This is a genomic window from Streptomyces sp. NPDC024017 (genome assembly GCF_040638895.1).
GTDB lineage: Bacteria > Actinomycetota > Actinomycetes > Streptomycetales > Streptomycetaceae > Streptomyces.
In genome coordinates, this window is record NZ_JBEZYZ010000015.1 from 162995 (window position 1) to 178746 (window position 15752).

The following is a 15752-nucleotide window of genomic DNA, read 5'->3' on the forward strand; positions in this document are numbered from 1 at the left end:
GTGAATCTGAGGCAGGAGTGTGGTGGGTATGTGTTCAAGTGTTGAAGTCACCGAGAGCCGCAGGTGAGACCGGTGTAGAGGGCACGCATCTAGCGGAGGCGCTGGCTGATGACCTTCGACACACCGTCGCCCTGCATGGAGACGCCGTAGAGCGCGTCGGCGACCTCCATCGTGCGCTTCTGGTGGGTGATCACGATCAGCTGGGAGGCTTCCTGGAGCTCCTGCATGATCCGGATGAGCCGCTGGAGGTTGGTGTCGTCGAGGGCGGCCTCGACCTCGTCCATGACATAGAAGGGGCTCGGCCGGGCCTTGAAGATCGACACGAGCATCGCGACCGCGGTCAGCGACCGCTCCCCGCCCGAGAGCAGCGACAGCCGCTTGACCTTCTTGCCCGGCGGACGCGCCTCGACGTCCACGCCCGTGGTGAGCATGTTGTCGGGGTCGGTCAGCACCAGCCGCCCCTCGCCACCGGGGAACAGCCGGCTGAAGACGCCCTCGAACTCCCGGGCCGTGTCGCGGTAGGCCTCGGTGAAGACCTGTTCGACACGCTCGTCGACCTCCTTCACCACCTGCAGGAGGTCCGCTCGTGTCTTCTTCAGGTCCTCGAGCTGCTCGCTGAGGAACTGGTGGCGTTCCTCCAGGGCCGCGAACTCCTCCAGGGCGAGCGGGTTCACCTTGCCGAGCTGCTGGTAGGCACGCTCGGCCGACTTCAGGCGCTTCTCCTGCTCGGCCCGGACGAACGGCCTGGGCCGGTTGCGCGGGTGCTCCGGATCGTCCGGCAGCTCCTCGCCCTCGGCGGGGGGCGAGGGCGGCACGAGCTGATGCGGGCCGTACTCCGCCACCAGCCCGGCCGGTTCGACACCCAGCTCCTCCAGCGCCTTGGTCTCCAACTGCTCGATGCGCAGCCGCTTCTCGGCGCCGAGTACCTCGCCGCGGTGAACCGAATCCGTCAACTTGTCGAGCTCGGCCTTGAGATCGCGGCCCTCGGTGCGGGCGTGGGCGAGTTCCTGCTCGCGGCGGGCCTTCGCGGCCTCGGCGGCGGTGCGCTCCTCGTCGGCGCGGGCCAGGGAGACCTCGACGTGCGCGAGCAGCTGCCTCGCACCCGCGCCGACGGCCTCGGCGACGGCCGCCTCGTGCCGCAGCCGTGCCCGCCGCTGCTCGGCACGCGCGCGTGCCTCGCGTTCCGCGCGGGCGGCCCGGTCCAGGGAGTCGGCCCGTCCGGCCAGGCCCTTGACCCGTTCCTCGTGCGTACGGACCTGGAGGCGGGCCTCCATCTCGGTCTGGCGGGCGTTGGCACCGTCGGCGGCGAGCCGGTCCCGGGCGGAGGTGTCGGGCTCCTCCTCGATCGGCATCTCCTCGGCGACGGCGAGCCGCTCGGCGAGTTCCTCGACCTCCTGGAGCGCCTTGTCCAGGGATTCCTGCGCCCGGGCCGCGGCGGCGGTGGACCGCTCGGCCTCCCCCGCCGCGCCTCGCGCCTGTCCGGCGAGGCGGCCGAGCTGCTGGGCGACGGCGGACTTCTCCCGGTCGGCGGCCCGGCGCCGCTCCCCCAGCTCCTCGACCAGCGCCGCGCCCTCCTTGCGCCGTTCGACGGCCTCCTGCTGGACCTCGGCCAGCTCCTCGCAGCGCACGGCCAGCTCTTCCAGCTCGGCGGCGGCCTCGTCGACGGACGCCTGTACTTCGAGGAGGCTGGGGGCGCCGGCGGAGCCGCCGTGGGCGAAGTGGGCGCCGAGGAGATCGCCTTCGGCCGTTACGGCGGTGAGGTCGGGGTGGGCGTAGACGAGGTCTTCGGCGTCTTCGAGGGTGCTGACGACGACGATGCCGTCCAGGAGGCGGCGTACGGCGGGCATGAGGTCAGCGGGACCACGCACCAGGTCGGCGGCGAAGGGGTGTCGCGTGTCCGCGGGTTCGTCGTGGCTGGTCGCGCCCACGCGGCGGCAGCCGCACGTCTGATGCAGCCCCGCGCCACCGGGGCGAGGATCTCCGGCCAGGAGCAGAGTCGCCCGGCCCCCGTCCTGTTTGCGCAGGAGCCTGATCGCGTCTGCTGCCGAAGACGGGCTCGTCACCGCGATGGCGTCCGCCGCAGCTCCGAAGGCAGCCGCGAGGGCGACTTCGTAGCCCGGGGTCACCGTCAGGAGTTCCGCCGCCGGGCCGAGGATGCCGGAGAGACGGTCCTTCGCCGCGAGCAGTATCCCGGTGCCGTCCTTGCGGCGCAGGCCGAGGGCCAGGGCCTCGTGCCGGGCCTGGGTGGCGGCCCGCTTGCGTTCCGCCGCCGTGGTGGCCTCACGGGCTGCCGTGAGGGCGGCCTCGGCCTCGGCGAGCTGCTGTTTCGCGATGTCGTGCTGCTCGGCGAGGTCGGCGTCGCCGGCGTCGAGGCCGTCGACCTCGGTCTTGAGGGCCTCGTACTCCCCCTGGGCGGCGACGGCACGTTCCTGCGCCTCGTCGCGGGCGGCGGCCAGGCGCTCGATCTCGGCCTGGGCGGAGGCCGCGCGGGAGCGGGCGGCGTTGACCTGGCCGCTGAGCCTGGCCAGACCCTCGCGCCGGTCGGCGATGGCGCGGGCGGCGTCCCTCAGACGCCGTTCCTCCTGGGTGAGCGCGCGTTCCAGCTCGGCGCGGTGGGCGACCGTGTCCTCCAGGGCGCGTTCGGCCGCCTCCAGGGCCGCCTCCAGCTCGGCCTCCTGCTCGCGGATACGGGCGGCCTCGCGCTCCATGTCCTCGGGGTCGCGGCCGCGCCGCTCCTCGGGGGGCGCGGAGGTGGCGCTCTTCACGCGGGCGTCGGCCAGCGAGATCGTGCCGCGCACCCGCTCGGCGAGCTGGGAGAGCTCGTACCAGGTCTGTTGGGCGCGCTGGAGCCGCGGAGTGAGCTGCCGGACCTCGTCCTCCAGGAGGGCCTCGCGCTGGAGCGCCTTGCGCAGCTCCTGCTCGGCGGACTCCTTGCGCTCCTTCAGCGCGGCCTCGTCGGCGACCTCGGCCTTGAGGGCGTCCCGGAGCCGCACGAGGTCGTCGGCCAGCAGGCGCAGCCGGGCGTCGCGCAGGTCGGCCTGGATGACGGCGGCCCTGCGCGCGACGGCGGCCTGGCGGCCGAGCGGCTTGAGCTGCCGTCGGAGCTCGTCGGTGAGGTCCTGCACGCGCGCGAGGTTGGCCTGCATCGCGTCCAGCTTGCGCAGCGCCTTCTCCTTGCGCTTGCGGTGCTTGAGGACGCCGGCGGCCTCCTCGATGAAGGCGCGGCGGCCCATGGGATCGGCGTGCAGTACGGAGTCGAGCTGGCCCTGCCCGACGATCACGTGCATCTCGCGGCCGATGCCGGAGTCGGAGAGGAGCTCCTGGATGTCGAGGAGGCGGCAGGTGTCGCCGTTGATCTGGTATTCGCTGCCGCCGTTGCGGAACATGATCCGCGTGATGGTGACCTCGGCGTACTCGATGGGCAGGGCCCCGTCGGAGTTGTCGATGGTCAGGGACACCTCGGCGCGGCCCAGCGGGGGGCGGCCGGTGGTGCCGGCGAAGATGACGTCCTCCATCTTGCCGCCGCGCAGCGACTTGGCGCCCTGCTCGCCCATGACCCAGCTGAGCGCGTCGACGACGTTGGACTTGCCCGAGCCGTTCGGTCCGACGACGCACGTGATCCCCGGCTCGAACCGGAGGGTGGTCGCGGAGGCGAACGACTTGAACCCGCGGAGGGTCAGGGCCTTGAGGTGCACGCCGCTGGACTCTACCGCCCGGGTTGGTCTCACTCCATGAACCCACGGTTTCGCCGCTGAACGCGCAGGGCACATCAGACGTTAAAGACGGTGAAAGGATGCGGGGGCAAGAAAGAAGGGACGCCGACAGGGCGTCCCTTGCACTTCTGACAACTAGGCGGTTGTGACGGGCGGCCCAACCACTGCTGTGCTGTTGTGGAGCGGTGCAGTGATCAGGTGAGCGCAGGCTCCGCCTGGTGTGCGTCAACGCTCTCCATGATCCTGTCGTGAGAAGCGGCAGCCGTCAGCGCTTCGTTCTCAGCCTGGATTCGTCCGAGCTCGGATTCCAGGTCCTGGACGCGCTGCTGGAGCCGTCGCATCTCGGCGAGGAGTCGAGGGTCGGAGCCGCCGACGTAACCGAGAAGCGCCTTTGCCATGATGGATGGTCCTCCACAATGCGTGACCGACCGCTGCGGTGTGGGTCGTGAGGGATTCGCACCCGCGGTCTTGGCAGGGCCTGGAGTTGTACTGCCGTTCAGCCATGCCAAACAGCTAAGGTGCGCGGGGCTTTCAGCGTCTCACCAAAAAGTTTGACGGTCAACACGATCACGCCCCGTATTGGGGGCGACCCGGGCACGCGCGGCCTGGAACGGCCGTACTGCGGCTTCTGCGGGGCCCTGGGGGCGTAACGATCATCCTTGCGTGCGGAGCGTGCCAAGGCAAGCGATTCTTGGCAATCACCAGCAAGTTTCCGTCCGGGGCCGTCGCCCGCGACCCCTCCGCGGGCCGCCTCGGGAGCCGCCCGGAGAGCGTGATCAGCGGATGGCGAAGCCGTCGTAGCCGCCGCGAGGTGTGTCCCAGATCTCGGTGACGCCGTCCACGCGGCCGGGCGTGTCGTCACTCTGGAGCCACTCCAGCAGGCCTTCACAGCCCTCGCGCCCGCCCTCGGCGACCACTTGGACCCGGCCGTCGCCCAAATTGAGAGCAAAGCCACTCAGGCCGCCGATCTCCAGAGCCTTGGCCCGCGTGAACCAGCGGAAACCCACACCTTGGACGCGTCCACGCACCCAGGCGACCAGTCGCACATCCTCGCTCATGACTGCAACCTAACCGCCGAATCTCCCTCGGGGCACTTCCTCCACTTGCGCCATGCGGTACCGTCCCCCCTCAACGAATCTCATATGAAACTCACACGTTCGAGTGAGTTTGGTGTTGATCTCGAGGACGAGTCGACCGCCAGGACGAGGAAGGCCAGGACATGGGACGCCACCGACGCTCCGACGCCGGCCGCGCCGCCACGGGCCGCGCCACGGGCGTCACCCACGCCGACGGCTTCGCGGAGGGCCACGATCCGCTGTACGCCACCGCGGACGACGCCCCGACGATGGGCATCGCGCCGTATCTGAACCCCGAGGCGTACGCCGAGAGCTACGCGAAGAGCGAGGCCTACCTGTTCGCGGCGGACGCCTCCGCCGCGGGTGACCGCCACGGCGACACGGCCTTCTTCGCGAGCGACGGCTTCACGCCCGACGGCGGCGCCCGGCGCGCGGGTTCGCACCGCCGCCGCAAGAAGACCGCCCGGCCGATGCGCACCGGACTGCTCGGCGTCTCCGCCGCCGTCGCCCTCGGCACGGTCGCGGTCGCCACGGGCGCCGTGCCCGGCCTGGAGAACTACCAGCTCGGCGGCAACGGCGGGGCCGACAAGGTCCAGGCCGGGGACACGCCGACGAACACCCCGATCGAGCAGGGCGGCACCTCCGGCAGCGCCGACAGCCGGGACGAGGCGTCCACCAGCCGGAACGCCGAGCGTTCCGGCTCGCCGTCGCCGTCCGCCTCGAAGTCGTCGGCCGCGCCGACCAAGACTCCGGAGAAGCCGGAGAAGACGCAGGAGAAGACTCCGGAGAAGAAGAAGCCGGCGGCCACGCCGAGCCAGAAGCCGGACAACACTCCCTCCCGTACTGCCACGAAGGCGCCCAAGGCGCCCAGCGCCTCCGCCGCCCTGTCCGGGGAGTCCGCCGCCGCGGCCCAGGTGCTCAGCCTCGTGAACGAGGAGCGGGCCAAGGTGGGCTGCAGCCCGGTCGCCGCCAGCAGCGCCCTGGCCGGCCTGGCCCAGAGCTACAGCGAGGACATGGCCGCGCGGGGCTTCTTCGACCACACCGACCCCGACGGCCGCACCCCCTGGGACCGGGCCGAGAAGGCCGGGATATCCAACCTCGGCGGCGAGAACATCGCCCGCGGCCAGGCCGACGCCGCGGCGGTGATGGACGCCTGGATGAACAGCCCCGGCCACCGCGCCAACATACTGAACTGCGACTTCAAGACGCTGGGCGTCGGTGTCGAGCTCGGCTCCGGCGGCCCCTGGTGGACCCAGAACTTCGGTTACTAGACCCGCTGACGGCGCTCAGGCGGCGGCCAGGCCCTTGAGGAACACCCTGGCCGTCTCCGTCACGCGCCGGCCCAGCTGCTCGGCCGTGGCGATGTCGGCCTTGTGGACGGCCTCCGGGCCCTCGTCGGCGTTGGTCTGGGCGGCCGCGCCCAGGAAGACGCCGAGGCGGTTCAGGTCGTGCTCGGACGCGGTGCTGCTGTTCCAGCCCGGGAGCAGGCCGAGGCTGACCCAGTGCATGCCGAGCTGTGCGGCGAGGATCTGGAAGTACTGCAGGGTGTGCAGCTTGTCGCCGCTCTTGGACGCCGAGTTGGTGAAGCCGGCGGCCAGCTTGTCCTTCCAGGCCTGGGTCGCCCAGCGCTTCGAGGTGGCCTCCGCGAAGACGTGGAAGGCACCCGACGCGGTGCCCATGTAGGTCGGCGAGCCGAACACGACGGCGTCCGAGCCGTCGAGGATCGCCCACTGCTCCTCGGTGATCTCGTCGACCTTGATCAGATGCACCTCGGCACCGGCTTCCACGGCACCGGCACGGACGGCCTCGGCGATGACAGCGGTGTGGCCGTAGCCGGAGTGGTAGGCGATGGAGACAACAGGGGTGGTCACGTAGGTACTCCTGAGATAGGCAGATCACGGACGATGACCAAAGGAAAGCACTAACTTTCGGTTAGTGCAACCTTTTGGTTAGCGCTGCGCTGGCGTACTCTTGGGCATATGACCACCACCCAGGAGCTCACGGAGGGCCTCGACGACCTCCCGTACAACGTGTTCGCCAAGGCCTGTCCGTCGCGCGGCACGCTGGAGCACGTCACGGGCCGCTGGGGCGGCCTCGCGCTCGGCGCCCTGTACGAGGGCTCGCTGCGCTTCAACGAGCTGCGCCGCCGCGTCGACGGGGTGAGCGAGAAGATGCTGTCCCAGACGCTGCACGCCCTGGAGCGCGACGGCCTGGTCCACCGCGAGGCCCAGCCGACCAACCCGCCGAGGGTGGACTACGAACTGACGCCGCTGGGACGCGACGTGGCCGAGCGGCTGCTCGCCCTGATCCACTTCGTGGAGGGCAGCATGGACGAGATCCTGGCCGCCCGCGAGCGGTACGACTCCGCTAGGGCGTGATCCGCGGGGGCCGCTGGCACTTCGGGCAGTAGTAGCTCGACCGGTTCATCCAGGGCCGCCGACGCATGGGCGTACCGCAGCGCCGGCAGGGCAGGCCCTCGCGGCCGTACGCGTCGAGCGACCGGTCGAAGTAGCCCGACTCGCCGTTGACGTTGACGTACAGACTGTCGAAGCTGGTGCCGCCCACCGCGAGGGCCGCGTTCATCACGTCCCGCACATGCCCCAGCAGCATCAGGGTGCGCGGGCGCGTGAAGGTCGCGGTGGGGCGCTCGTAGTGGATGCGGGCGCGCCACAGGGCCTCGTCCGCGTAGATGTTGCCGACGCCGCTGATCAGCGACTGGTCGAGCAGGGCCCGCTTGATCGTGGACCGCTTGCGGCGCAGCGCCCGGTGGAAGGCCTCGTCGTCGAAGAGCTCGTCGAGCGGGTCGCGGGCGATGTGCGCGATGACGTCGGGCAGGCCGTCGGGGGTGTTCTCGTGCAGCGAGAGGCCTCCGAAGGTGCGCTGGTCGACGAAGCGGAGCTCGGTGTCCAGGGCGTCCGTGAAGCGGACGCGGATGCGCAGGTGCTTCTCGTCCGGGGCCGTGTGCGGCTGGACCAGGAGCTGGCCGCTCATGCCGAGGTGGGCCAGGATCGACTGGTCCGTGTCCTCCAGGGGCAGCCACAGGTACTTGCCGCGGCGGCTGGGGACGCCGATGCGGTGGCCCTTCAGGCGGTGCGCGAAGTCGTCGGCGCCCGCGAGGTGGCGGCGCACCGCGCGCGGGTGCAGCACCTCGGTCTCGGCGACGGTGCGGTGGGCGACCCACCTCTCGAGACCGCGCCGTACGACCTCGACCTCGGGCAACTCGGGCATGGGGTCCCCCGTCACGAACCTGTGGATGACGCGAGCGCCCGCCCCGGGCAGGGGCGGGCGCTCGGGTGCGCTGTGCTTGCCGCCCCTGGAGAGGGCGGCGGCGGTCAGCCGTCGGCGGGGCCGTCGGTGACCGTCTGGGCGGCGGTCTGAGCAGCTGCCGTCTGCGTCGCCGCGGCGGCCTTCGCCGCCTTGGCGCGCTCGTCCGCCGCGGCCCGGATGGACCGCCATGCGGACTCGGCGGCCTGCTGCTCCGCCTCCTTCTTGCTGCGGCCGGTGCCGGTGCCGTACGAGACGCCTCCGACGCGGGCGGCAGCAGTGAAGGTCTTCTCGTGGTCGGGACCCGTCTCCGTGACCAGGTACTCGGGGACGCCGAGCCCCTCGGTCGCAGTGAGCTCCTGGAGACTGGTCTTCCAGTCCAGGCCGGCTCCGAGGTTCGAAGACTTTTCGATCAGGGGGTCGAACAGGCGGTGCACCAGCTCCGCCGCCGAGTCCAGTCCCTGGTCGAGGTAGACCGCGCCGATCACCGCTTCCAGGGTGTCGGCGAGGATGGACGCCTTGTCCCGGCCGCCCGTGCCCTCTTCACCACGGCCGAGCCGGATGAAGGAGCCCAGGTCGAGCCCGCGGCCCACCTCGGCGAGCGCACGCGAGTTCACCACCGCTGCCCGCAGCTTGGCCAGCTGGCCTTCTGGCAGGTCGGGGTGGGTTCGGTACAGCGTGTCCGTGACCACGAGGCCGAGGACGGAGTCCCCGAGGAACTCCAGACGCTCGTTGGTCGGCAGACCGCCGTTCTCGTATGCGTACGACCGGTGGGTCAGTGCGCGCACCAGAAGGGCGGACTCGAGCTTGTAGCCGAGCCGCCCTTCCAGAAGCGTGTGGGACGAGGCCTGGTTGTTGTCCGCCGGAGCACTCCCGCTCACACGGGAAGACTTGTTCTTAGGCGTGGACACAGTGCCTCTCACCAGCCGCTCAGACCTCGAGGACCTGGCGCTTGTTGTAGGTGCCGCAAGACGGGCACGCGATGTGCTGCTGCTTGGGCTCGTGGCAGCGCTCGCACGCAACCAGGGTGGGGACCGCAGCCTTCCACTGCGACCGGCGGTGGCGCGTGTTGCTGCGCGACATCTTCCGCTTCGGAACAGCCACGGCTACTTCTCCTGCTTCTCGTCGACGCCCGGTTCGGCGCCGCTCATCTCGTCCTTCTCGCCGTCCTGCATGGTGCCGGCGAGTCCCTGCAATGCCGCCCAACGGATGTCGACGGCGTCGTGGTGGTGGTCCGGGTCGTCCGCCAGTCGCGCACCGCACTCGGCACACAGACCAGGGCAGTCTTCCTGGCACACCGGCTGCATCGGCAGTGCGAGCACCACCGCATCACGCAGCACGGGCTCGAGGTCGAACAAGCCGTCCTCGAGGAAGAGCCTGTCCTCGTCGTCCTCGGCGTCGTCGCCCGGTTCCGCGATCACGCGGCCCCGGTCGTCGGCGTCAGGGTACGAGAACATCTCCTGGAACTCCGCTTCGAGCTGCTGCTCGAGCGGCTCCAGACACCTTACGCACTCCCCTTCGGCCGCGGCACGGGCGGTGCCTGTGACGAGCACACCTTCCATGACCGACTCCAAGCGGAGTTCGAGCTCCACCGGGGCGCCTTCCGGCACTCCGATGACGCCCTTGAGACCGAGGTCCTTGGGAGCGTCGACCGTGCGGGTCAGGCGCTGCAGCGCACCAGGCCGCCGACCCAGCTCGTGTGTGTCGAACACGAGGGGGTTGCGGTGGTCGAGGCGGGCGTTCAGGGCCATTCCTGCTTTCGATCTGAAGAACTCTGGGGCACTGCCCTTCGGTGTTCCCGGGCAGCGTTGATCGCGGACGTACGCGCGACCGAAGAGCCAGGATACTGGACCTTTCGCTGTCGGCCCAATCCGGGGCTCAGCCCTGGCCGCGACCCTGCTCGTAGGCCCGCAGCTGCTCGGCGCTGATCATCCCGGTGTCGAAGAGACTGGTCTCGTCGAGGGCGTACCCCTGGCCCTGTTGCGCCTGCTGCGGGGCCTGTTGCTGCGCCTGGTTCGGGTCGTAGGCGGCCTGCTGGGGGTCGTAGCCCTGGTAGGCATAGGGATCCGCGTGCTGGTAGCCGTAGGGGTCCTGCTGGGCGGCATAGGGCTGCTGCTGCGGGTAGCCGCCGTACGGATCGGGCTGCTGGACGGGGGCGCCTGTCGCCGGGTCGTAACCGGAGGCCGGGGCGAACGCCGGCTGCGGCTGTCCGTAGTCCTGCTGCCGGGCGGGCTGCCCGGCCGGGGGCTTCTGCTCGGTGAGAGCGGCCAGGTCGGCGAGGTAGTCGGCGTCGCTGGAGTGCTGGACGGTGCTCGCGTCGTCGGCGAGGGCGCCGAGGTCGTCGGTGGCGATCCGGCCGTGCAGCTTCTGCCGGCCGCGGCCGACGGCCTCCAGGGTCTTGGCGAGGACCGCCTCGAAGGCGCCCAGCTTGACGTCGACGTACTCGTCGGCGCTGCGGCGCTGGGTCTCCGGGTCGTGGCTGCGCTCGGGGGCGTCCTCGTCCTCGTAGCCCTGCTCGTCGACGCCCGGGCCGGTGCCCAGGAGCTTCTCGCGGCCGCGGCCGACGGAGCCGAGGGTCTTGGTGAGGACGACCTCGAAGTTGGCGAGCTTGGAGTCGACGTACTCGTCGGCCTCGGCGCGGATCTCCTCGGCCTCCTGGCGGGCCTCGGCGAGGATCCGGTCGGCCTCCGCCTGGGAGCGGCGGGCGACCTCGGTGCCGGAGATCAGCGAGCCGCGCTCGGCGTGCGCGCTCTCGATGATCCGCTGGGCCTCCTGGTGGGCCTGCTCGACCATCTGCTCACGGCCGCCGATCAGCTCCTGGGCCTGGGCGAGGGAGTCGGGCAGCGCCGCACGCACTTCTTCCAGCATCGCGAGCAGGTCCGCGCGGTTGACCACGCACGAGGCCGACATGGGCATGGACCGGGCGCCGGAGACCGCGGAGACGATCTCGTCGAGCTTCTTCTGCACGTCCACCGTGTGCTCGCCACTCTCTACAGATGCGTTGGAGACGGACGGGACGACTGTACGGCCATGAGGTGGCGGCCGGACACCGGGTGACGGGACGTCAGCGGATCAGCCCTTCGTCAGGCGCCGGGTGAGGGCCTCCAGGACCAGCGGCGGGACCAGGTGGGAGACATCGCCGCCCCAGGTCGCGACCTCCTTGACCAGGGAGGACGACATGAAGCTGTAGGTGGGGTTGGTGGGCACGAAGAGGGTCTCCACGCCCGAGAGGCCGTTGTTCATCTGGGCCATCTGCAGCTCGTAGTCGAAGTCGCTGACCGCGCGCAGGCCCTTGACGATGGCGGGGATGTCCCGCAACTTGCAGAAGTCGACGAGAAGACCGTGGAAGGCCTCGACCCGGACGTTGCCGTACTCGGCGGTGACCTGGCTGATCAGGTCGATCCGCTCGTCGATCTCGAAGAGACTCTTCTTGGACTTGTTGATCATCACCGCGACGTAGACCTCGTCATACAGGCGGGAGGCGCGGGAAATGATGTCCAGGTGTCCGTTGTGGATGGGGTCGAACGACCCGGGACAGACGGCGCGGCGCACTTGTGATCCCTCGCTCTCCGGTCCGGTCATCGTGCGTCTTCGCACGTAGAGGCGGCGCGACCGTACCAAAACGTTCCCTCGCCGTAGCGACGGGCCCGGAGGGGCTCGAAACCCTCGGGCCACCGGAATTCACCGCCTCTGGTGCTGCGCTCCACGGTGACGAGGGCTTCTTCGGCGAGCCACCCTTCTGTGCGGAGTGTGAGGAGGATCTCCCGAAGATCGTCGTCCGTGACGGCGTACGGGGGGTCGAGGAAGACCAGGTCGTACGGGTCGCCCGGGGACGACGTGCGGATGATCTGTTCCGCTTTGCCCGATCTGACTTCGGCGCCGGGGAGTCCGAGGTTCTTCACGTTCTCGCGGACCGTGCGGGTCGCTCGCGCATCGGCCTCGACGAGGAGGGTGTGGCCGGCGCCTCGGGAGAGGGCTTCCAGGCCCACGGCTCCCGACCCGGCGTAGAGGTCGAGGACGCGTTCGCCGTCCAAGGGGCCGCCGAGGAGGGACTGCCAGGTGGAGAAGAGGCCTTCGCGTGCTCGGTCGGAGGTGGGGCGGGTGCCGGTGCCTGGGGGTACGGCCAGGCGACGTCCGCCGGCCACGCCGGCGATCACGCGGGTCATCTTCGGTCCTTGGTCGTGGGCGGGTTCAGGTTCATTGTGGCTGGTCGCGCCCTCGCGGCGGTAGTCGCATATGGATTACGCCCCGCGCCCCTGGGTGCAACACCCGTCACCCCTTTTCCAAGTACTGCTCCCTCTCCTCGTCCAAGAGGGCGTCCAGAGCCGTCCGCAGTGCGGGCAGGTGGGTCAGGTCCGGGTCGGTCGCCACCACCGCTGTCGCCTCCTCCCGGGCCTCCGCGATGATCTCCTCGTCCTCGATGACCGCGAGCATCCGGAGGCTGGTGCGGGCGCCCGACTGGGCCTGGCCGAGGACGTCGCCCTCGCGGCGTTGTTCCAGGTCGATGCGGGAGAGCTCGAAGCCGTCGAGCGTGGAGGCGACCGCGCCCAGACGCTGGCGGGCCGGGCTCGCCTCGGGCATCTCGGTGACCAGGAGGCAGAGGCCGGGGGCCGAGCCACGGCCCACGCGGCCGCGCAGCTGGTGGAGCTGGGAGACGCCGAAGCGGTCCGCGTCCATGATCACCATGGCGGTGGCGTTGGGGACGTTGACACCGACCTCGATGACCGTCGTGGCGACCAGGACATGGGTCTCGCCTGCGGCGAAGCGGCGCATGACGGCGTCCTTGTCGTCGGGGTGCATCCTGCCGTGCAGGACCTCGACCCGGAGGCCCTGGAGGGGGCCCTTGACCAGCTGGTCGGCCACGTCGAGGACGGCGAGGGGCGGCCGCTTCTCGGCGGCGTCCTCAGGGGATTCGGGGGACTTCTTCCTGCCGGACTTCTTGGGGTCGTCCTCCTCGTCGCCGATACGGGGGCAGACCACGTACGCCTGGTGACCGTTCTCCACCTCCTCGCGGACCCTCTCCCACGCGCGGGACAGGAAGTGGGGCTTGTCGGCGGCCGGGACCACATGGCTGGCGATCGGCGAACGGCCGGCCGGCAACTGGTCGAGGACGGAGGTCTCCAGGTCGCCGAAGACGGTCATGGCGACCGTGCGCGGAATGGGCGTGGCGGTCATGACCAGGAGATGCGGGGGCTGTTTGCCCTTGCCGCGCAGGGCGTCGCGCTGCTCGACGCCGAAGCGGTGCTGTTCGTCGACCACGACCAGACCCAGGTCGTGGAACTGCACCTTGTCCTCGATCAGCGCGTGCGTGCCGATGACGATGCCGGCTTCGCCGGTGGTGAGGTCGAGCAGGGCATGCCGCCGGGCGGCCGCCCCCATGGAACCGGTGAGCAGCACGACCTTGGTGGCCTGCTCGGCCCCGCCCAGCATGCCGCCCTCGGCCAGCTCGCCCATCATCTCGACGATGGACCGGTGGTGCTGCTGCGCGAGCACCTCGGTGGGCGCGAGCATGGCGGCCTGGCCGCCGGCGTCGACCACGGCGAGCATGGCGCGCAGGGCGACCATGGTGTTGTGGGTGACGGTGAAGTTGTCGGTGACGTAGGCATGGCTCGGGTGGGCGACGCTGATGCACTGGACGGGCTTTCGCCCCACGTACACGACCGCCCGGATGCCGCGTCGGAACGTGTTGTCCTTCGGCCTCGGACGCACCTGTTCTGCTTTGCGGGTGAGCCGGAACGGGGCGTACGCGTCCGGCAGGGACACCTGCACGTCGTACGCGGCCTTCTTCGGCAGCACGCGCGCCCGGCCGCCCAGAGAACGCACGAGCCATGCGACGTCCTCCGCGAGTCGGAGTGAGGCCGAGCAGAGGGAGATGCTCATGCCGTCGGCCTGGACGGTACCGTCCGTGTCCAGAAGCCCCTGCAGCACGGCGAGACGGTCCTTGATCGAGGCGTTCTTGAAAGCCTGAGGGACGAATTTCTCGTGTGCCGTCGTTCCCCAGAGACCCAACTCGCGCAGGACCTGGATCACCGGGTTGCGCACGCCTCCGGCACGCTGCTTGAGCTGGATCGTGTAGTCACAGTGTGATCCCTTCACCGGTACCAGCAGGCAATCGGGCGCCACTGCCACCGCGACCGCCTCACGGATCTCGTCGTCGATGGTGGAAAGGCGGAGGTCGTGCCGGAACGAACCGTCCCCCAGCAGCAGCCCGATGAGGTACGGGTCGAGGGGTAGCCCGGCGTCGCCACCGAGATCGACCGGCTTCGCCGGCGGGATGTACCACTTCGAGGACCCGTCGGCCTTGAACGTGTCGAGACGGATCTCCCGGGTCGTCATGACCTTGGGAGCCTGACCACGGTGCCGACCACAGCTCGTGCCGACGATCCAGAGATGCTCGTCGTCGCACTCGACGGAACTCCCGTCGGACAGGACCAGGCGCCACACATCACGCTCCCCCTGGGGGAAGACACCGTCGATCAGCCCGATGTCCCCGTCCGGCACCACCACCTCGTCGCCCACGCGCAGATCCCCCATGCGGCGGAAGCCCATGGGTGTGAGCACCAGAGAGTCGAGGGGCTGGGCCTTGCCCGAACCGACCTCCCCCTGCAGCAGCCGGTGCATCGGGTGGTCGGTGGCCAGGTCGTCGAAGATCTCCCGGGAGACGCGCTGCTGGCCGTCGGTGAGGGTGAAGGGGAGGCGGGCGTCGAAGGCGGTGAGGAGGCCGTCGGGGGCGGGCTTGCGGGGGACGGCGGGGAGTTGGGCGTCCGCGTGGCGGCGGCGGGCCAGGGCGACCTGGAGGACGAAGGCCTCGTCCCACTTGAGGCGGGAGCGGGCGTCCTCGATGTCGGCCTTGGTGTGCGGGCGGTGGATCTTCAGCAGGGCCTCGGGCAGGGGCACCAGGCCGCGGCCCTGGCGCAGGGAGTCCGGGAGCGGGTCGGCGGCCTCCTGGGCGGTGGGCAGGACCGTCTGGATCGCCTTGCCGATCTTCCAGGACTCGAGCTTGGCGGTGGCGGGGTAGATCGGGATCAGGGCGCCCGCCCAGGTCTCGACGGACTCCTCCGGGTCGCCGCGCAGCAACTCGTAGGCCGGGTGTGCGAGTTGGAGGCGGCGGTTGAAGACGGAGACCTTGCCCGCGAACATCGCGCGCGTGCCCGGCAGGAGTTCCTTGTGGGGCTTGTGGACGCCTGCGCCGAAGAAGACCAGTTGGAGCCGGCCGCTGCCGTCCGTGATCGTGACCTCCAGGCGCTGGCCCTTGCCGCGCGGGGCCTTGGCGGAGGCGAAGGTGTGCAGGCGGGCGTCGGCGACCTGCGCGACCACCGTGACGTGCTCGTCCATGGGGAGGTCGGCGAGGTGGGTGAGCTGGCCGCGCTCCTCGTATCTGCGCGGATAGTGGTGGAGGAGGTCGCCGACGGTGAGCAGGCCGAGATGCTCGGCCATCACCTTCGCGGTGGCGGGGCCGAGCACCGACTTCAGCGGTTGGCGCAGGGGTTCTTCCAGTGCGGGCACGAGATCCATTGCACACCACGCCACTGACAATGGCCTCCAGGCTGCGGCCGGGGTCGCCGTAAAGATCCCGGAAACCCCTGGTCAGGCGGCTGGTTCGGGACTTAGGATGACGCGCTCCCGGCCCTCCTCGCGGTCACCGCCTCACCGGGACCGCCCGACCCCGCGCCGTCGCGAGTCCCCCCACCGGCGCTGT

The 15752-nt window shown here is 70.4% G+C and carries 14 protein-coding genes; 2 read left to right on the forward strand and 12 right to left on the reverse strand.

Going from position 1 to position 15752, the window contains the following annotated elements; genetic code table 11:
* Positions 1-89: 89 nt before the first annotated feature.
* From smc to AB0G20_RS34095, 3 genes are all read right to left on the reverse strand, one after another.
* On the reverse strand, positions 90-3695 hold the full coding sequence (gene smc, locus AB0G20_RS34085) for a chromosome segregation protein SMC (protein WP_361309203.1): 3606 nt from the start codon (positions 3693-3695) through the stop codon (positions 90-92).
* A 212-nt stretch (positions 3696-3907) separates the two neighbouring features.
* The gene (locus AB0G20_RS34090) at positions 3908-4111 is read right to left on the reverse strand and encodes a hypothetical protein (RefSeq protein WP_030852030.1); all 204 of its coding nucleotides are present in this window, start codon (positions 4109-4111) and stop codon (positions 3908-3910) included.
* 378 nt (positions 4112-4489) lie between these two features.
* Positions 4490-4771, reverse strand: coding sequence for an acylphosphatase (locus AB0G20_RS34095; protein ID WP_031138144.1), 282 nt, complete (start codon positions 4769-4771; stop codon positions 4490-4492).
* 161 nt (positions 4772-4932) lie between these two features.
* Here AB0G20_RS34095 and AB0G20_RS34100 point away from each other — a divergent pair, with 161 nt between their 5' ends.
* Complete coding sequence (locus AB0G20_RS34100; RefSeq protein WP_361309206.1) at positions 4933-6060, forward strand: CAP domain-containing protein; 1128 nt, start codon at positions 4933-4935, stop codon at positions 6058-6060.
* 15 nt (positions 6061-6075) lie between these two features.
* On the opposite strand, the gene AB0G20_RS34105 is transcribed toward AB0G20_RS34100, so the two are convergent.
* Complete coding sequence (locus AB0G20_RS34105) at positions 6076-6660, reverse strand: flavodoxin family protein (protein WP_361309209.1); 585 nt, start codon at positions 6658-6660, stop codon at positions 6076-6078.
* Positions 6661-6768: 108 nt separating this feature from the next.
* Here AB0G20_RS34105 and AB0G20_RS34110 point away from each other — a divergent pair, with 108 nt between their 5' ends.
* The gene (locus AB0G20_RS34110) at positions 6769-7167 is read left to right on the forward strand and encodes a helix-turn-helix domain-containing protein (RefSeq protein ID WP_361309211.1); all 399 of its coding nucleotides are present in this window, start codon (positions 6769-6771) and stop codon (positions 7165-7167) included.
* Here AB0G20_RS34110 and mutM read toward each other — a convergent pair.
* The 8 genes from mutM to AB0G20_RS34150 all read right to left on the reverse strand — a co-directional run bounded on the left by mutM (position 7157) and on the right by AB0G20_RS34150 (position 15568).
* Positions 7157-8017 (reverse strand): bifunctional DNA-formamidopyrimidine glycosylase/DNA-(apurinic or apyrimidinic site) lyase, encoded by an 861-nt coding sequence (gene mutM / locus AB0G20_RS34115; RefSeq protein WP_361309214.1) that lies wholly within the window; start codon positions 8015-8017, stop codon positions 7157-7159. The genes AB0G20_RS34110 and mutM overlap by 11 nt on opposite strands.
* A 104-nt stretch (positions 8018-8121) precedes the next feature.
* Positions 8122-8934 (reverse strand): ribonuclease III, encoded by an 813-nt coding sequence (gene rnc / locus AB0G20_RS34120; protein ID WP_361309216.1) that lies wholly within the window; start codon positions 8932-8934, stop codon positions 8122-8124.
* Between the two features lie 49 nt (positions 8935-8983).
* Positions 8984-9157, reverse strand: a complete 174-nt coding sequence (gene rpmF / locus AB0G20_RS34125) for a 50S ribosomal protein L32 (RefSeq protein WP_003951102.1) — start codon at positions 9155-9157, stop codon at positions 8984-8986.
* A gap of 2 nt (positions 9158-9159) precedes the next feature.
* Positions 9160-9804: a YceD family protein gene (locus tag AB0G20_RS34130; RefSeq protein WP_361309219.1), complete on the reverse strand. Its 645-nt coding sequence runs from the start codon at positions 9802-9804 to the stop codon at positions 9160-9162.
* A 127-nt stretch (positions 9805-9931) separates the two neighbouring features.
* Complete coding sequence (locus AB0G20_RS34135; protein ID WP_361309222.1) at positions 9932-11026, reverse strand: ATP synthase F0 subunit B; 1095 nt, start codon at positions 11024-11026, stop codon at positions 9932-9934.
* A 99-nt stretch (positions 11027-11125) separates the two neighbouring features.
* Positions 11126-11605 carry a pantetheine-phosphate adenylyltransferase gene (gene coaD, locus AB0G20_RS34140; RefSeq protein ID WP_361309308.1) on the reverse strand — a complete coding sequence of 160 codons (480 nt, stop codon included), beginning with the start codon at positions 11603-11605 and terminating at the stop codon, positions 11126-11128.
* A 26-nt stretch (positions 11606-11631) separates the two neighbouring features.
* Positions 11632-12219: a 16S rRNA (guanine(966)-N(2))-methyltransferase RsmD gene (gene rsmD / locus AB0G20_RS34145; RefSeq protein WP_361309225.1), complete on the reverse strand. Its 588-nt coding sequence runs from the start codon at positions 12217-12219 to the stop codon at positions 11632-11634.
* A 106-nt stretch (positions 12220-12325) separates the two neighbouring features.
* The gene (locus tag AB0G20_RS34150) at positions 12326-15568 is read right to left on the reverse strand and encodes a helicase-related protein (protein WP_361309229.1); all 3243 of its coding nucleotides are present in this window, start codon (positions 15566-15568) and stop codon (positions 12326-12328) included.
* Between the last annotated feature and the right edge of the window lie 184 nt (positions 15569-15752).